Genomic DNA, 16,778 nt, shown 5'->3' on the forward strand with positions numbered 1-16,778 from the left:
GGGTGGGGGTGGGGGGCGTTAAGTCGAGTGCGTCGAACCGGACGGAGGTGAAGTGATCGCGCGTGACGCGGCCTGATGAGACCTCTGACCCGGGGCGTACGGAGCTGCACGAGTTCACCTCCGGAGGACACCATCTGGTCACCTGACCAGTGACGGGGACTGGTCAGTTCACCTGTTGGGATGAGGATGAAGGTGGCATAGACCAATTGCGGAGTCAACCCCCATGGCGTGCAAGGGTTTTGCCATGCAGAACAGCCAATACCCTGACAGTGGGTGACGATTCACGGCTACACTTCGCTCGCTGGGAAGGGGGAGCCACACCTCACCACTGGTCAACTGGTCAACCGATCGACTGCGGGTACGGGTACGGGTACGGAACAAGGGGGACGCATGAAGGCCGACGCACCTGGGGCGGTGCTCAAACGCGAGCGAGTGCGGGACTTCCTCCTCGACCTTGTGGAGTCCCGACGCGCCGGAGACGCCATCCCCTCCGAGCGTTCGCTGTGCGCCCAGTTGGAAGTGTCCCGGCCGACCCTGCGCGCGGCGGTGGACGAACTCGTCGCCGCGGGGCTACTGGTACGCGAACACGGCCGTGGCATGTTCGTCGCCCCCGAGAAGATCACGCAGGAACTCGTCTCCGCCGAGCAGTCCCTGACCGTGCCGCAGGCCGCGGGTGCCTGGTCGAGCCGCCTGCTGGAGTTCACCACCACTCCGGCCGGTGCGCGCGTGGGCCGCAAACTGCGGATATCACCCGCTGCCGACATCGTGTACGTCGCGCGGCTGCGCCTTGTCGACGGCGCCCCGATGGCCATCGAGCACCTGCACATCAAGGCCAGTCTGGTCCCCACCCTGTCCGCGGAGGAACTGGAGACCGGTGACCTTTATGAGCACTTGCGGCAGCAGCACGGCGTTCATGTCCGAGAGGCCGTGCAGGCGATCGAGCCCACCGTAGTCACCCGCGCCGAAGCGGAACTGCTCGACGTGCCCGAGCTGTCCCCGGCGCTGCTCTTCGAGCGGCTCACCTCCGACACCAGGGGGCAGCCCGTCGAATACGTCCACTCCGTCTACCGCGGTGACCGCTACCGGATCGTCTCCCGTCTCACCCTCGGCCCCGCGGCCACCGCCCCTCCCGACCGGCTCGGACACCACCCGGGCATCCCCCCGGGCGACTTCGCCCACCGGGACGCCATCGCCTCCTCGACGCGGGGGGACATCCAGGCGGGTCCTTGAGGTGGCACGGTCCGTACGGCCGGGGGTGTCATGGAGTCATGGACGCCGTCAGGCGCGGTGGCGATCTCGTTCAGGTGACGCGGCCACCGGTTACGGCACGCGGAGCTCGGCCAGTGGCCGCACCAGGTGCAGTTCGAACCGGTCGCCGCTCTCGCGAGCCACCGTGGGCTGCCCGAGAGGACGTGTTCGCTGGGCACGTCGTAGATCAGCGTGTCGAGCGCGAAGGCGCCGCGGACTCTGATCCGGAATTCCCCGTGATCGCCGAGGTCGAGCGAGGGCAGCGGCCAGGGCTCACCGGTCTGCGCCTCGGAGGACTGCCGGAAGGCGTCGAAGCCGGCCCTGTCCCGTCCGCGCTCCCGTGACGTCCGCGGTGAACATCCCGTGCTGCCGACCTGCCGCCTGACCTGTCTCCACGAGCTGTCTCCACGCTGTCCTCTTCGGCCAGGCGCGGAGATACAACCGCGTGACGCTCAGGTCCAAGCGCTCCCCGCATCCAGGAGATGAAACTACAGCTTCCGACTATCACGTCAGTTGAACGAGGTTCCCTTTTCATGAGTGAAACGACCCCCCACCAGGCGACGGACGAGACCACCGTCGATCCGGCAGCGGACACCGTGAGCCTGATCAACCTGATCGGCGGTGGCGTGACCGTCCAGACTCTGCACGCGGTCGCCGCGCTCCGTATACCCGACCATCTCGCCGCCGGAGCTCGTACGGCGGACGAGGTGGCCGACCACGAGGGCTGTGACGAGCGGGCCGTCTACCGGTTGATGCGTGCGGCCGCCTCGTTGGGCGTGCTCAGCCATGAGGGCGGGGGCCGCTTCGGTCTCACAGGCCGGGGCCAACTGCTGCGCACCGGCGTGCCCGGCTCCCTGCGTTCCCTCCTGCTCGTGCAGGCCGGACAGGCCCACTGGCAGTCCTTGGGCCTGCTGCCCGAGGCGGTACGACGGGGCACGAGCCAGACGAAGAGCGCGCTGGGCTCGGACATCTTCGACTACCTCGCCCGCCCGGAGAACGCGGACCAGGCCAGGCTGTTCGCCGAGGCCATGGGCGAGCTGTCCGAGTCGGTCACCCAGGGCGCCGTCGCGGCCGTCGACACCGACGGCGTGAGCAGTGTGCTCGACGTCGGCGGCGCGGACGGACACTTCGTCCTGGGGCTGCTGGAGGCCGCTCCCGCGCTGCGCGGCGGGGTGCTCGACCTGCCGCACGCCGTGGACGGGGCGGTCCGTGAGGCCGAGCGGCGCGGTCTGACGGACCGGTTCTCCGCGGTGGCCGGCGACTTCTTCATGGAGGTGCCGGCCGCCGACCTCTATCTGCTCAAGACGGTCCTGCACGACTGGGACGACGAGCGGTGCGTGACCATTCTGACCAACTGCCGTGCCGCCGCGCCCGAGGGCGGACGTGCCCTGGTCGTGGAGACCGTCGTCGGTGAGATCGGCAAGCCCGACTTCGCCACCATGTCGGACATGGCCATGCTCGCCATCACCGGCGGCGTCGAACGGGACCTGGACGAGTTCGGCGTGCTCTTCGCGGCTTCCGGCTGGCGCCTCGACCGCACCTACCCCGTGGGCGGCGGCTACTTCGGCCTCGAACTCGAAGCGGTCTGACGGGTCCTCATCGGTCGCGCGCGCACCGGCCGCGGTTGAACCGCCGGCCGAAACGGCACGGTGCCGTGCGTTTCCCCACCGGGCGGGGTCGTACATCAACGAGCAATATCGACATATGCAGTGACCGTAGCGGTCGCGCTCGTGGATCAGTCGCCGGTCCGCGGGCGCGACCGCCGCACCTCACCACCAGCTCCCATTCCGGGCAGGCGTCTCGCCGGCGACACGGTCACTGATCTGGCATGCGAACGGCTCGTCACTCTCACCCCACACCGGGGTGACGCCCCGCGCCAGAAGCACCCTCCTACGATTGCGCACGCGTCGACGCCTGTTCCCGGGGCGGCGCGGTCGACGCCCGTACCACCAGATCCGTGGCGAGTTCGATGTGGTGGGACTCGGCCCTCTCGCCGTTGGCCAGTCGGAGGGCGATCCGTAGGGCGGTGGCGCCCATCTCCCTCAGGGGCTGTCGCACTGTCGTCAGTGGCGGTGAGGCCGTTTGGGCGAGGCTTGTGTCGTCGAAGCCGACCACGCTCAAGTCCTCGGGGATGCGCAGGCCTTGGGTGCGGGCCGTCTCGATGACACCGAGGGCGATCTCGTCGTTGCCCGCGAAGATCGCGGTCGGTGGCTCCGGCAGCCCCAGCAGTGCAGTGGCCCCGCGCAACCCGGTCTCGTACGTGAACTCCCCGGGCTGGACGTAGGCGTCGGCCACCTGCGCTCCTTGTGCCTCCATGGCGGCCCGGTAGCCGTGCATGCGTGCCTGGTTGCACACGGCCATGGCCGGACCACCGAGATAGGCGACGCGACGGTGGCCCAGGGAGAGGAGGTGCTGGGTCGCGGCCAGGCCGCCGGCGAAGTTGGTCGCCCCGACGCTGTTGACGCGGTTGTCCGGCAGGTGCAACGGGTCCAGCACGACCAGCGGCAGCCCGGCCCGGGCCAGTTCGTCGAGGTGCGCCGCGGTGTACACGCTGGTGATCGCGATGACGGCACGGCGGCCGGCCGAGACCAGGTCGCGGGCCCAGTGCGGGGCGTGGGACGCCTTGCTGATCACCACCGAGGCGCCCAGCTCGGCGGCGGAGTCGATGATGCCTTCCAGGGTCTCGGCCACGTACGACCTCAGGCCACCCCTGAACTGCACCTCGATGGTGGCGCTTTGCACGCCCTCCGTGTGGCGGAACACCGGCGCGAGGTAGTGGTGCTGCTGGAGTAGTTCCTGCACCCGGGCGCGGGTCTGCGGTGCCACGTCACCGCGACTGTTGACCACTTTGGACACGGTCGCGACGGAGACCCCGGCCTCTTGTGCGATGTCCGCCAAAGTGGTCCGCCTGGTGTTCGGTCGCATCGATCCCTCTCAGCTGTCTGTCCATCGGCCTGGTGAGCGCCGCCGCCGTGGCCTTTCGCTGGTCACTGAAGGGCCTCGAAAGAGTTTCGGTCTTCGTCCCGGATCCCACAAGAGCCATTTTTGCCTGATTGCGTACTGTCTGGCACTGCTTTTCGGTCTGACTGCACATGTCTTGACAGCGCATCAGAACGAAACCTAACTTGCCAGAGCAGAGCACGAAGGACGCTGTTACGAAAACCTTTCACCATGGCTCACGATGACTCACGAGAAGCCGACGGCTCTCGAGTGCGGAGAAAACATGGCGCTCTCCCGACGTACCCTCCTCGGCCTGGCCGCCGGCGTGCCGGTCTCCGCGGCACTGGCGGCCTGCGGCTCGTCCGGCCCCGGCAAGAGCGGAGGGGCCACGTACTGGTATCTGAACGGCCAACCCCAGGAAGGCGTCCGGGCAAGCGCGGTGGCAGCCTTCAACAAGGCCCACCCCAAGGAACAGATCAAGGACACCACCTACCAGAACGACGCGTACAAGACGAAGATCAAGACGGCCATCGGAGCCGGACGGGCGCCCACGATCATCTGGGGCTGGGGTGGCGGGACCCTGCGCACCTATGTGGAGGCGGGCCAGGTCGAGGACCTCACTCCGTGGTTCGAGGAGCACTCCGAGATCAAGAAGGGGCTCTTCCCGTCCTCGTTCGGCGCGGCGACCGTCGACGGCAAGATCTACGCGATGCCGTGCGAGGCAGTACAGCCGATCATCCTGTACTACAACAGGAAGGTGTTCGACCAGGTCGGTGTGAAACCGCCCGAGTCCTGGGACGACATCATGGCGCTGGTGCCCAGGTTCAACGCCAAGGGCATAGCGCCCTTCGCCCTCGGCGGCCAGTCCCGGTGGACGAACATGATGTGGCTGGAGTTCCTCTTCGACCGCATCGGCGGTTCCCAGGTGTTCCAGGCCATCATCGACGGTGAGAAGAACGCCTGGAACCAACCGGCCGCCATCAGCGCGCTGACCAAGGTCCAGGAACTGGTCAGAGCCCAGGGGTTCGTCAAGGGCTTCTCCTCGATCACCGCGGACTCCAACGCCGACCAGGCACTGCTGTACACCGGCAGGGCCGCGATGATGCTGCACGGGGCCTGGTCCTACGGCATCCAGCAGGCCGACGGCGGGGACTTCGTCTCCAGCGGCGGACTGGGCTACATGACCTTCCCGCCCGTCGAGGGCGGCAAGGGCGATCCGAGCGACACGGTCGGCAACCCCGCCCAGTACCTGTCCATATCCTCGAAGGCCAGCGCGGAGCAGAAGAAGACCGCACGGGACTTCTTCGCCACAGGCGTTCTCCAGGAGGCCGAGGTGAAGAAGTGGATCGACAACGGATCGGTCCCGATCCGGCTGGGCACGGAGAAGCTGCTGGCCGCCTCGAAGAGCGCCGACTTCCTGAAGTTCACCTACGACATCGCCAGCAAGGCCAAGGTGTTCGCGCAGTCCTGGGACCAGGCGCTCAGTCCGACCGCTGCCGAGACCCTCCTGGACAACATCGTCAAGTTGTTCCAACTGTCCATCTCACCCAAGCAGTTCGCCGACAACCTCAACGCGGTCACCGCCAAATGAGCGCACTCACCGGCCATCCACCGCGGCGCGAGGCACGCGGCATCCTGCCGTGGCTGGCCGCGCCCGCGCTGGTGGTCTTCGTCGGCTTCGCCGTGATCCCGCTCGTCGGCGTCTTCGCGCTGAGCTTCACCACCTGGGACGGGATCGGCTCCATCCGCATGTCGGGGCTGACCAGTTGGCGCGAGGTGCTCACCAACCCCGGTCTGCCGCACGCCCTCTGGGTGACGTTCCTGGTGATGGCCGTGTCCTGGGCCGTGCAGACGCCACTGAGCATTCTGCTCGGCACGTTCCTGGCCGGCCGTCAGCGCTACCGGGCGGTACTGGGCGTCGTGTACTTCATCCCGCTGATGCTCAGTTCCGCGGCGATCGCGATCGCGTACAAGGCCCTTCTGGACCCCAACTTCGGGCTCGGCGCCGGCCTGCACATCCACGCACTCAGCAAGGACTGGCTGGGGCGGCCGGGGCTCGCGTTCGGGGTGGTCGTCTTCGTCGTCTCCTGGCAGTTCATCCCGTTCCACTCGCTGATCTACCAGGGCGGGGTGCAGCAGATACCGAAGTCCCTCTACGAAGCTGCGCAGTTGGACGGAGCGGGACGCATCCGGCAGTTCTTCAGCATCACGCTGCCCCAGCTGAAGTACACGATCATCACCTCGTCCACGCTGATGGTGGTCGGGTCGCTGACCTTCTTCGACCTCATCTTCGTCCTGACCGAGGGCGGCCCGGGAGACGCCACCCGGGTCCTCGCGCTGGACATGTACAAGCGGGGGTTCCAGGCCAGTCTGATGGGTCCGGCCAGCGCCATCGCCGTCATCCTGGTCCTGTTGGGCCTGAGCCTCGCCCTGCTGCTGCGCCGCCTCGGCGGCCGGGACGCCGGCGCGAGCCAACTCGAGGGGGTCTGACATGACCACCACGCTCACCGAGCCGCGACGATCGCAGAAGGCCACCCAACAGGAACGGCAACGCCGTCCCCGTCGGGCCGGCCGACGGCACAACTGGGCCGGGGGACTGGCCGGCTGGCTCTGGCTCGCCATCGTCGCCGTACCCCTCTACTGGGCCCTGATCACCAGCCTCAAGGCGAGGAGCCGCTATTACGCGAGCAACCCGCTGGTGCCGTCGAGCGACCCCACGCTGGACAACTACCGGATGGTCATCGAGTCCGACTTCGTCCGCTACTTCGTGAACAGCGTCGTCGTCACCGCCGGGGCCGTGGTGCCCGCGGTCGTGTTCTCCTTCATGGCCGCCTACGCGATCGTGCGCGGGTGGCGCATGCGGGTCCTGCGCGCGATCAACGGGCTGTTCCTGATGGGCCTGGCCATCCCGCTGCAGGCCACGGTCATCCCGGTCTACCTCATCATCATCAAACTGCGTCTGTACGACAGCCTGCTGGCGCTGATCCTTCCGTCGATCGCCTTCGCCATCCCGCTGTCGGTCCTGGTGCTCACCAACTTCATCCGCGACGTGCCCAAGGAGCTGTTCGACTCGATGCGGGTCGACGGCGCCACCGAATGGACGACCCTGTGGCGGCTGGCTGCGCCGCTCACCCGTCCGGCCATCCTCACCGTGTCCATCTTCAACGCCCTGACCATCTGGAACGGCTTCCTGTTGCCGCTGATCCTCACGCAGAGCCCTGAGCGCCGGACCCTGCCGCTCGCACTGTGGACGTTCCAGGGCCAGTACGGGGTCAATGTCCCCGCCGTCCTCGCTGCCGTCGTCCTCACCACACTGCCCGTCCTGGTCCTGTACGCGTTCGGCCGCCGCCAGCTGCTGAGCGGCCTGACCGCCGGATTCAGCCGTTGACGGACGCCCACGCCGACGCCGATGCCCACGCCGACGCCGACGCCGATGCCGACGCCGATGCCGACGCCCACGCGGAGGTTGTTACGACGACGGCGATCCGACACCGGCAACGACGCCGTACCGGGTGGCCCGGCCCGTAGCCCGGGCGGCATGACCTGCATACCTGTTCGCCCGTCACGCCCCGGCCAGGGGCTGATGGGCGTGGGAGGAAAGTGAACGCCACCGTGCCCGCAGAAAACACCTCCGCCGTCCCCGTCTGGAACGACCCCACCCTCTCGCTGTCCGTGCGAGTCGACGCCCTGATGGACGCGATGACCCTTCAGGAGAAGACCGCCCAGCTGTACGGGGTGTGGGTGGGCGCCTCCGACCAGGGCGGTGAAGTGGCCCCCCACCAGCACGACATGGAGGACGCCGTCGACCTCGACGCACTCCTGCCGAACGGTCTCGGGCAGCTGACCCGGCCCTTCGGCACCCTTCCCGTCGACCCCGCCCTGGGGGCGCTGTCCCTGGCCCGCACCCAGACCCGTATCGCCGCCACGAACCGGTTCGGCATCCCCGCCCTCGCCCATGACGAGTGCCTCGCGGGCTTCGCCGCCTGGGGTGCGACGGCCTACCCCGTTCCGCTGTCCTGGGGCGCCACCTTCGACCCGGACGCCGTACGGCGCATGGCCGCCGCCATCGGCCGCGACATGCGCGCCGTCGGTGTCCACCAGGGACTCGCGCCGGTCCTGGACGTCGTGCGCGACGCCCGCTGGGGCCGGGTCGAGGAGACCATCGGCGAGGACCCCTACCTGGTCGGCACCATCGGGACGGCCTACGTGCAGGGCCTGGAATCGGCCGGGATCATCGCCACCCTCAAGCATTTCGTCGGCTACTCGGCCTCCCGCGCCGGCCGCAACCTCGCTCCTTCCTCCCTGGGGCCGCGCGAGCGCGCCGACGTCCTGCTGCCGCCCTTCGAGATGGCGATCCGTGAGGGCGGCGCCCGCTCGGTGATGAACGCCTACACCGACCTCGACGGCATGCCCTCCGCGGCCGACGAGGAACTGCTCACCGGGCTGCTGCGCGACACGTGGGGCTTCGAGGGCACCGTCGTCGCCGACTACTTCGCCATCGCCTTCCTGAAGACCCTGCACGGCGTCGCGGCCGACTGGGCCGACGCCGCCGGCACGGCGCTGCACGCGGGCATCGACGTCGAACTGCCCAACGTCAAGACATACGGCGAGCCCCTGGCCGAGGCCGTCGCCGACGGCCGCGTACCGGAGGCACTGGTCGACCGCGCCCTGCGCCGGGTCCTCACCCAGAAGGCGATGCTCGGCCTGCTCGACAAGGACTGGAACCCCGTACCGGCCGCCCTCGACGGGGCCGACCTGGACGATCCGGCCACCCTGCGCGGCCGGATCGACCTGGACGGACCCGAGAACCGCTCGCTGGCCCGCACGCTCGCCGAGGAAGCGGTCGTGCTGCTCAGCAACGACGGCACCCTGCCGCTCGAACGGCCGCGCCGCATCGCCCTGCTCGGTCCCAACGCCGACGAACCCACCGCCGTACTGGGCTGCTACTCCTTCCCCCAGCACATCGGCGTCCGCAACCCCGGGACACCCCTGGGCATCCAACTGCCCACTCTGCGCGACACGCTCGCCGCCGAGTTCCCCGACGCCGAGATCACGTACGTCCGCGGCACCGGAATCGACGACGGAGACCTTTCCGGTGTCCGCCGGGCCGCCGAGGCGGTACGCGAGGCCGACGTGGCCGTCGTCGTCCTCGGCGACCGCGCCGGGCTCTTCGGGCAGGGCACCAGCGGCGAGGGGTGCGACGCAGAGACGCTGGCACTGCCCGGTGCACAGCAACACCTGCTCGACGCCCTGCTCGACCAGGAGACACCCGTGATCACCGTGCTGCTCGCGGGACGGCCGTACGCCCTCGGCCGTGCCGTGGAGGAGTCCGCCGCGATCGTGCAGTCCTTCTTTCCCGGGGAGGAGGGCACGCACGCGATCGCCGGGGTGCTCAGCGGCCGCACCAACCCGTCAGGGCGTCTGCCCGTCGGTGTGCCGCGCCGGCCGGGCTCCCAACCGGCCGGCTACCTCGGGGCGCGGCTCGCGCAGGCCAGCGATGTGTCCACCATCGACCCGACCCCGGCCTTCGCCTTCGGCCACGGCCTCTCCTATACGCGTTTCGACTGGGCGGAGTTGACGGTGGACGTCTCGGAAGCACCGACGGACGGCGCGTTCAGCCTCTCCTTCACGGTTCGCAACACCGGCGCACGGCCGGGAACCGAGGTCGTCCAGCTCTACCTGCATGACCCGGTCGCCTCCGTCGTCCAGCCGGTGCAGCGTCTCGTCGGCTACACCCGGGTGGCACTCGAGCCGGGCGAGGCCCGCCGCGTGCGGGTCACGGTCCCGGCCGACCTCGCCTCCTTCACCGGACGAGACGGTCGGCGTCTGGTCGAACCGGGCAAGCTGGAACTGCGGTTGGCGGCCTCCAGCGCGGACCCGCGCCTGACGGCCACGGTCACGCTGACCGGATCCGTGCGCCAGGTGGATCACACGCGGCGCCTCCACGCCGATTTCCACCAGGATCCGGTCACCCGGACATGACGAGGGTGGGCGGCCACGTGCCTGGCCGGCTCACAGCACGCCGCGCCGGGCGAGGTTGCGCATCAGCGCCGCCACGCCGAACGTCCACGGCGTCGCCTGCTCACTGGTGACGACGGTGTTCACCAGGGCGCCGAGCCGCGGGCTGGAGATCCGCACGACGTCACCGTACTCGTGGGTGAAACCCTCACCGGGTGTTCCGCGGTCCTCGGTGGGGGCGAACAGCGTTCCGGTGAACAGCACGAAACCGTCCGGGTATTGATGGTGCCGACCGCAGGCGGCGCCCACCAGGTCCAGTACGTCACGGCTGATCTCGCGCAGGGAACTGCTGCCCTGCAGTACGTAGCCGTCCATGCCCTCGACACGGAGGTCGATGTCGAGGCCGCGTACGGTGTCGAGGCCGAAGCCGTCGTCGAGCAGTCGGATGAACGGGCCGATCGCGCACGAGGCGTTGTTGTCCTTCGCACGGGACAGGAGCAGGGCGCTGCGCCCCTCGATGTCGCGGAGGTTGACGTCGTTGCCGAGCGTCGCGCCTCGCACCCGGCCGCGCGAGTCGACGACGAGGACGACCTCGGGCTCGGGGTTGTTCCACACCGAGGCGGCGAGCACTCCGACGTCGGCGCCGGTGCCGACCGAGGACAGGACCGGGGCCTTGGTGAACACTTCCGGGTCGGGCCCGATCCCGACCTCCAGATACTGCGACCACAGTCCTTCGGCGACGAGGAGTTCCTTGGCCTTGTCGGCTTCCGGTGATCCGGGACGGATGCCGTCGAGCGCGCCACCGACCACCTGCTGCACACGGGCCCGCACACGTGCGGCTTCCGTCGGACGTCCGCCCGTACGTTCCTCGATGACGCGTTCCAGCAGGCTCCGCGCGAAGGTGACGCCCGCGGCCTTGATCACTTGCAGGTCGATGGGGGAGAGCAGATGCGGCACGTCACGGCGGCCGGTCCGCGCCTGCGTCAGCTCCTCCAGGCGCCAGGTGCGCCCGCCTTCGGCCTCGCGGACCACCTGCACCGCGTCGTCGCGTTCCATGAGGTCGGAGACGGTGGGTGCGACGGCCGTCAGGTCGACGACCTGCTCGCCACGGACCGCGGCCACGCACGGTCCGTCGACTTCCGGATCGTGCACACGCGCGACGAGCGCGGCTCGGCCGGCGTCCTCCGGCAGGACGGAGGCTGCTGTGAGGACCGGACAGGGGCGCGCTGCTGCCGATTCCACGATCGATGCTCTCCTGAACGCGAGGGGTGTGATCGCCCGGGGCGGGCTCAGGAGAACACACTCGCACGGAAGCGCGAGAAGCGTGAGGGGGTGATCCTGCCGAGCTGGTGGGGCGGGCATCAGTACGGCGTCCGGATCCATCGGTGGGATGCGCCTTCGCTCAGGTGGCGCGCCGCGGGCCGGACTCGCTCCTGCTGGTCCCGACGGCGAGCAGCGCGAAGCCCAGGGCGAATCCGAGCATCGTCCATACGCCGCGGGGCCAGAAGATGTGGCTGTCGATGAAGGACCAGCCGGCTCCGAGAAGCACCAGCGTGCCGGGAACGACCCGCGCGCCGTGCTTGGGGAAGAGCGCGATCGCCGTAGCCACGACAGCGCCGATGAAAGCGTAGGCACCGGCCTGTCCCAGGGCCTCACCCATGGCGTAGAGCGGGTGCTTGATCGGTCCCGGGCTCGCGGTCCCGGGGGCGTGCTCGACCGCGGTTCCCGCCGCTATGCCGGCCACCGCGTCGAGCCCGGTGTAGAAGGCCGCGTAGATGAACGCGCCCGTCCAGGCCGCCACCGTGGCGAAGCCCGCGAGGTCCGCTCGGGGGCGGCGCCAGAGGGGGACGAGCAGACCGATCACCAGCAGAGGAAAGATCGGCAACAGCGCGACGTGCAAGTGAGTCCAGTGCATTGCCGTCGACCTGGACAGGCCGTGCGGGTGCGTGATGCCTGCCGCAGCCAACACAAGGGGCGCGGCGGTGACGAGAGCGAGGTTCCGGATGATCGACACGATGCGAGCGTAGGAGTGCGATGTCGCTTGCGGTGGGCGCGTTAGGGGTTCGTAAGAAGTGCGCGCGGTCTACGCAGGCCGGGGCCGGGGCCGGGGGCCGTGGGCAGATACGCGGCATGGCCCCAGCCGTCGACGAACATGCTCAGCGGGTGCGTCCGCATCGCCTGCTGGTCGCCGACGTCGCCCCCTCTACGCGCCCCGCCCGCCGTCACCGCGGGCTCGTCCTCGTGGGCTGGGGTGGCAGGTCCTCCGGGAGGAGGGTGCGCAGGTCGTCCAGGCCGGGTGCGGCCAGTTGGCCGATGCGGCCCGCCTGGCGGGTCATCATCGTCTCCAGCAGGCGGCGGGCCGTGCGCGCGTTGCCGAAGGAGCGGTCGCGGGGCAGGGCGTCGATGTACGTGGTGAGCGCGGCGAGGGCCTCCGGGGAGCAGTCGTAGCCGAAGCCCGAGGCGGCGCGGGTGAGGATGTCGAGCAGTTCGTCGGTGGTGTAGTTCTCGAACTCCACGGTCCGCGAGAACCGCGAGGCCAGACCCGGGTTGGAGGCCAGGAAGCGGTCCATCTCGCGGGTGTAGCCGGCGGCGATGACGACGACCTCGTCGCGGTGGTCCTCCATGAGCTTGAGCAGGGTGTCGACCGCCTCGCGGCCGAAGTCGGAGGTGGCGCCCTCGGGAGTGAGCGTGTACGCCTCGTCGACGAACAGCACGCCCCCCAGGGCCCGTTCGAAGGCTTCCTTGGTGAGCTGCGCGGTGTGGCCGACGTAGCGGCCGACCAGGTCGGCGCGTGCGACCTCGACGAGCTGGCCCTTGGGCAGGACGCCGAGGGAGCGCAGCAGATCCGCGTAGAGGCGGGCGACCGTGGTCTTGCCGGTGCCGGGCGGGCCCGAGAAGACCAGATGGTGACTGATCTTCGGGACGGGCAGTCCGGCGGCCCGGCGTTGTTCGGTGGCGGTCAGGAGGTTGACCAGGGAGGTCACCTCGTTCTTGACGGCCGTCAGCCCGACCATCGCGTGCAGTTCGGCGAGGAGTTCCGCCGAGCCCGGTCCGGTCTCGGCGGCGTCGGCGTCCGAGGCCACGTCCTCGGGAAGCAGCAGGCTCAGGTCGCTCTCCGCCGGGTTGGTCATGGCGCCGAGCCGGTGGGCCTGCCGGTCCACCATCTCCTCGAACACCTTGCGGGCCGCACGTCCGTTGCCGAACGTGGCGTCGCGCGGCATCCGTTCGTAATGCCGGGCCAGGGCCTCCCGGGTCGCCGGCGCGAGCTCGTAGCGGTGGGCCGCGCACATGTTCTCGGTGATGGTCACCAGCTCGTCCACCGAGTAGTTGTCGAACGCGATGGTCCGGGTGAACCGCGAGGCCAGACCGGCGTTGGAGGAGAGGAAGGCGTCCATGTCGGAGGTGTAGCCGGCCGCGATGACGACCACGTCGTCACGGTGGTCCTCCATCAGCTTCAGCAGGGTGTCCACGGCCTCCCGGCCGAAGTCGGCGCCGGACCCCTTGCTGTCGGAGAGCAGCGTGTAGGCCTCGTCGATGAACAGCACGCCGCCGAGGGCGTCGTTGAACGCCTCCGTCGTCTTGATCGCCGTACCGCCGATGACCTGGGCGACGAGGTCGGCGCGGGAGACCTCCACCAGATGTCCGGACCGCAGCACGCCCAGATCGGCCAGGATGCCGCCGTAGAGGCGGGCGACCGTGGTCTTGCCGGTGCCGGGCGGACCGGAGAAGACCAGGTGCCGGCTCATCGACGGGACCGGCATGCCGAGCTGGACGCGTCGCTGGGCGAGCTGGTTGAGGTTCACCAGGGTGTGCACCTGGTGCTTGACGTCGGCCAGTCCGACGAGGGATTCCAGCTGCTCCAGGGGCCCTTGGGGTGCCTTGGCCTGCTCGGCGCCGCCGGGGCCGGCCTTCGCGACGTCCGCGGGCAGGGTGTCGCCCCAGGCGTCCGGAGCACCGTTGCCGGCGCTGTTCAGGTCGTGCACGCCGAGGCGGTCGCTGACCCGGGTCTGCCGCAGGCCCGCGCCGCGGTTGTCCCGCACGGTGCAGTCGGTGGCGGTCACCGCCTCGGAGCTGTCGACGCGGATGCCGTCGCCGACATTGCCGCTGAACTGGCTGCCGGTCAGGGACGCCCGGCCGCCGTTGGACACGAGGACACCGTGTGCGGCGCAGTCCGTGACATGGGTGCGCAGCACGGAGAGTTCGCCGCCGTTGTCCACGACGAGACCGGAGGCCGCGCCGGACTCGACCCGGCAGTCCCGCAACGCCCCGATGCCCGCCGCGCCGACCGACACCCCGGCGTCGGCCGCGTCGCGCACGACCGTGTCGCGGACCTCGGGCCGGCCGCCCGAGGCGATCCGCAGGCCCGCGCCGCCCGCCCGGTCGACCTCGCAGTGCTCAAGCCGCCCTCGTCCGTCCTCGACGACCTCCACGCCGGGTCCGCCCGGCGCGGTGATCCGGGCGCGGCGCAACAGCGGATTGGCTGCCGTGCGGATCCGGATGCCGGCGCCCGCCGGATCCGCTATGAGCAGTGAGTCGAACTCCGCCGCCGACTCCTCCTCCAGCAGCACCGCGCAGTCCTTGTCGGCGCAGTCGCGCACCGTGGTCCCGGTCAGGGACGGCGAGCTGGAGCCGACGACCCGGATGGCGGGCGCGGTGGAACTGTCGAACACGCAGTCCCGGAACGTGCCCCGGGACCGCTCGGTGACGGCGAGTCCGCTGCCCTTGGTGCGTGCGGTACGGCAGCCCAGCAGTTCCGGGTCCGCGGCGGAGCCGAGCAGGATGCCGGGGCCCGAGGTGTCGCTGACCGACACCTCCTCCAGGACCGGGCGGGAGCCGCTGGTGACGTAGACGCCGATGGCGGTGTCGTGGACGTCGCTGCGCACGACACGGGTGGCGCAGCGGCCTTCGAGGGCGATCGCGGGCTTGTCGGTCGAGGAGATGTCGCAGCGCTCCACCAGGCCCTGCGCCGTGCCGTTGGCGAGGACGCCGTTGGCGCGGGCGTCACGGATACGGCAGTCGCGCACCGTCGTGTCGGCCTCCTCGCTGATGACGACGCCCGAGGTGCCGAGATTCTCGATGAGGCAGTCGGCGACGATGCTGCCGGTGGAGGCCGTGTCGACGACTCCGGCACCGCCGGGGTTGCTGATCCGGCAGCCGCGCAGGGCCAGCGAACCGGACTCCCGGGCAAGGACCGCCGTCCAGCCCGAGCCGATGACCGTGCAACCGTCCATGGCCACCTGGCCGCGGGGCGCGTCGACCACGGGCAGGTCCTCGCTGCCGCCGCGCAGCGTCAGGTCGGTGAGCAGGACGGCGTCGGCGACCAGCACCACGGCGGTGCCCCGGCGGGGACAGATCTCGACGCTGCCCGGCTCGCCGTCGGCCACGAGGGTGACCCGCGTCCTGATGGTGAGGTTCTCGTCGTAGCGCCCAGGAGCGATACGGATCACCGCGCCCGTGCGTGCCTTGGCCAGGGCGTCGCCGATCTTGTCGAAGCTGTCCGATCGGCCTGGACAGACCCTGAGCAACTGCCGTGACACGCTGTGATCCTCCTCGGTGTGATGCGCCCGCCGCAACCACGCCGCCCCGTCGGGGCGCGCTCGTACGGTGGTGCGCACGCGGTGAACGCTACGGGACGCCGGCTGCCAACATCCAGCGCAGGCAGGGGAGATGATGGGCGACACCGCCGCGGTCCGTCGACGGCCCCGTGCCTAGGATGTGCGTCATGCGCGCTGCTCGAACCCACCGCCCGCAGGCCGCCACGGCCGCGTCGGCGGTAGTCGCCGTGCTGCTGGTGGCCGCCGGGGCCGCTCCCGCAGCGGCCGAATCCGTGGAACTGCCCGCCGTACGCACGTCGTTGGCGGCGGACGAGCCGTGTGCGACGGCCTCCACCCGACAGGCCGACACGGAGCCGTGGGCCCTGACCTCGCTCGGAGCGCCCCGGGCGCGCACCCTGTCCGAGGGGGCCGGGACGACCGTGGCCGTCGTGGACACCGGTGTGAGCGACAGCGCGCCCGCGCTCTCCGGCAGGGTGAGCGGGCTCGCCGACGCGCGCAGCGACTGCGTCGGGCACGGCACCTTCGCGGCGGGACTCATCGCGGCGGCGCCGGACGCGGGAGGCGGGGCGGGGCCGTCGGGGCTGGCGCCGCGGGCGCGCATCCTCGCCGTACGGGGCACCGACGAGCGCGGTGGCGTCACGGCACAGGGACTCGCGGACGCGATACGCGCAGCCGCCGACGAAGGCGCCTCGGTGATCTACGTCGGCAGTGCCCTGGCCGACGGCAAGGCGGTGCTGTCGGCGGCGGTCGCGTACGCGGGCAAGAAGGACGCCCTGGTGGTGGCGCCGCTCGCGCCCGATGCGCTGCCCAAGGACCGGACCGGCAAGCTGACGCAGGCGCAGCCCTGGTACTGGCCCGCCGCTGCGCCCGGCGTGCTGGCGGTGACCGACTTCGGGCCCGACGGAACGCGGCCCGAGAACGCCCCCGTCGTCTCCGGAGCGGACCTCGCGGCGCCCGGTGACGCCGTGGTCGGCATCGGTCCGGCCGGCAAGGGGCACTACATCGGCTCCGGCGCGTCCCTGGCCGCGGCCCTGGTCGCGGGAGCGGCGGCCCAGGTGCGGGCACGCTACCCGGAGC

Annotated in this window: 11 protein-coding genes; 7 read left to right on the plus strand and 4 right to left on the minus strand. The window is 70.3% G+C overall.

What is annotated here, in order from left to right:
• Window positions 1–390 precede the first annotated feature (390 nt).
• Both EHS43_RS18090 and EHS43_RS18095 read left to right on the plus strand, forming a co-directional pair.
• Entirely contained in the window at window positions 391–1,230 is an 840-nt protein-coding gene (locus EHS43_RS18090; protein WP_125191808.1) for a GntR family transcriptional regulator, read from the plus strand.
• Window positions 1,231–1,781: 551 nt separating this feature from the next.
• A complete protein-coding gene (locus EHS43_RS18095) occupies window positions 1,782–2,837 on the plus strand; it encodes a methyltransferase (protein ID WP_125191809.1) in 1,056 nt (351 codons plus the stop codon).
• A gap of 301 nt (window positions 2,838–3,138) precedes the next feature.
• Here the strand turns inward: EHS43_RS18095 and EHS43_RS18100 are convergent, their stop codons facing one another.
• The gene (locus EHS43_RS18100; RefSeq protein ID WP_125191810.1) at window positions 3,139–4,173 is read right to left on the minus strand and encodes a LacI family DNA-binding transcriptional regulator; all 1,035 of its coding nucleotides are present in this window, start codon (window positions 4,171–4,173) and stop codon (window positions 3,139–3,141) included.
• A 298-nt stretch (window positions 4,174–4,471) separates the two neighbouring features.
• Here EHS43_RS18100 and EHS43_RS18105 point away from each other — a divergent pair, with 298 nt between their 5' ends.
• The 4 genes from EHS43_RS18105 (at window position 4,472) to EHS43_RS18120 (ending at window position 10,170) form a co-directional block, all read left to right on the plus strand.
• The gene (locus tag EHS43_RS18105; protein WP_125191811.1) at window positions 4,472–5,779 is read left to right on the plus strand and encodes an extracellular solute-binding protein; all 1,308 of its coding nucleotides are present in this window, start codon (window positions 4,472–4,474) and stop codon (window positions 5,777–5,779) included.
• On the plus strand, window positions 5,776–6,678 hold the full coding sequence (locus tag EHS43_RS18110) for a carbohydrate ABC transporter permease (protein WP_125191812.1): 903 nt from the start codon (window positions 5,776–5,778) through the stop codon (window positions 6,676–6,678). Before EHS43_RS18105 ends, EHS43_RS18110 begins: the two co-directional genes overlap by 4 nt.
• Before the next feature lies 1 nt (window position 6,679).
• Window positions 6,680–7,576 (plus strand): carbohydrate ABC transporter permease, encoded by an 897-nt coding sequence (locus EHS43_RS18115; protein WP_125191813.1) that lies wholly within the window; start codon window positions 6,680–6,682, stop codon window positions 7,574–7,576.
• A 212-nt stretch (window positions 7,577–7,788) separates the two neighbouring features.
• On the plus strand, window positions 7,789–10,170 hold the full coding sequence (locus EHS43_RS18120) for a glycoside hydrolase family 3 N-terminal domain-containing protein (RefSeq protein WP_125191814.1): 2,382 nt from the start codon (window positions 7,789–7,791) through the stop codon (window positions 10,168–10,170).
• Window positions 10,171–10,200: 30 nt separating this feature from the next.
• Here the strand turns inward: EHS43_RS18120 and EHS43_RS18125 are convergent, their stop codons facing one another.
• From EHS43_RS18125 to EHS43_RS18135, 3 genes are all read right to left on the minus strand, one after another.
• Window positions 10,201–11,388: a fumarylacetoacetate hydrolase family protein gene (locus EHS43_RS18125; protein ID WP_125191815.1), complete on the minus strand. Its 1,188-nt coding sequence runs from the start codon at window positions 11,386–11,388 to the stop codon at window positions 10,201–10,203.
• 160 nt (window positions 11,389–11,548) lie between these two features.
• Window positions 11,549–12,160 (minus strand): hypothetical protein, encoded by a 612-nt coding sequence (locus tag EHS43_RS18130; RefSeq protein ID WP_260470586.1) that lies wholly within the window; start codon window positions 12,158–12,160, stop codon window positions 11,549–11,551.
• A 208-nt stretch (window positions 12,161–12,368) separates the two neighbouring features.
• Complete coding sequence (locus tag EHS43_RS18135) at window positions 12,369–15,683, minus strand: right-handed parallel beta-helix repeat-containing protein (RefSeq protein ID WP_125191817.1); 3,315 nt, start codon at window positions 15,681–15,683, stop codon at window positions 12,369–12,371.
• Window positions 15,684–15,868: 185 nt separating this feature from the next.
• Here EHS43_RS18135 and EHS43_RS18140 point away from each other — a divergent pair.
• Window positions 15,869–16,778: S8 family serine peptidase (locus EHS43_RS18140; protein ID WP_125191818.1), on the plus strand; the 910-nt coding region annotated here is incomplete at its 3' end.

Origin of the sequence: Streptomyces sp. RP5T, assembly GCF_003933965.1 — a bacterium.
In the GTDB taxonomy this organism is placed as follows: Bacteria; Actinomycetota; Actinomycetes; order Streptomycetales; family Streptomycetaceae; genus Streptomyces.